At 41.6% G+C, this 255-nt stretch carries 1 pseudogene; it reads right to left on the bottom strand.

The features are described 5' to 3' along the window. A pseudogene (locus ACSLUK_RS20100) lies at nt 1-255 on the bottom strand (IS4 family transposase); the annotation flags it as partial.

Raw genomic sequence — 255 nt, 5'->3', positions numbered from 1 at the left:
CAGGACTTGTTAACGGCAGTGTTGCGAAGAACTGTGTTATTGCCATTGAACAGCTCGTGAAGCTTAACTGGTTAGGCCAAACGTTATCTAATCTACTCGCTGCAGCTGTCATCCCTTGCCTGATAAGATTATAGCAGAGTAAAAGTCCCCATAACTCTTGTTCTATCATATCTGGCCGCTTACTTCTTAATGTGTATTCACTGTTCAATAACGATTGTTTCATTTCTCGATATCCAAGCTCTATTTCCCAGCGAT

The organism is Thalassotalea fusca, assembly GCF_053485835.1.
This window is presented reverse-complemented; position numbering and strand designations above follow the sequence as displayed.